A 333-nucleotide genomic window follows, 5' to 3' on the forward strand; every position below is an offset into this window, starting at 1 on the left:
GCGCGCAAGGCGCGCGCGAAGGCGTCGCGGTCCGGCCGGCCGTTGCCGAGCACCCGCACGACGTACTGCTGGTAGGTGTGCTCACCGCCACCGTCCGGGGTACGCACCCCACGCAGTCGACCGCTGAGATGGGCGGCATGCGCCCTGCGCTGCGCGACCTCGTCGTACGGCCTCTCGGTCTCGCCCTGCTCCAGCACCAACAGCCCGTGCCGTTGCCCGACTTCACGCAACCGCGCAATGTCCGCAGTCCTGCCGAAGCGGTGCACGACGATCACGGCCGCGGTGCGCTCGCTGACGGCAGCATCGACGGCGGCGGCGTCCAGGCAGTACGTC

Annotated in this window: 1 protein-coding gene; it reads right to left on the minus strand. The window is 72.1% G+C overall.

Annotation, left to right across the window (positions count from 1 at the left end; translation table 11 throughout):
- Positions 1 to 230: hypothetical protein (locus DSY14_RS28405; protein WP_249188601.1), on the minus strand; the 230-nt coding region annotated here is incomplete at its 3' end.
- Between the last annotated feature and the right edge of the window lie 103 nt (positions 231 to 333).

It is taken from the genome of Nocardiopsis sp. MG754419, assembly GCF_018207095.1.
Classification (GTDB): Bacteria; Actinomycetota; Actinomycetes; order Streptosporangiales; family Streptosporangiaceae; genus Nocardiopsis.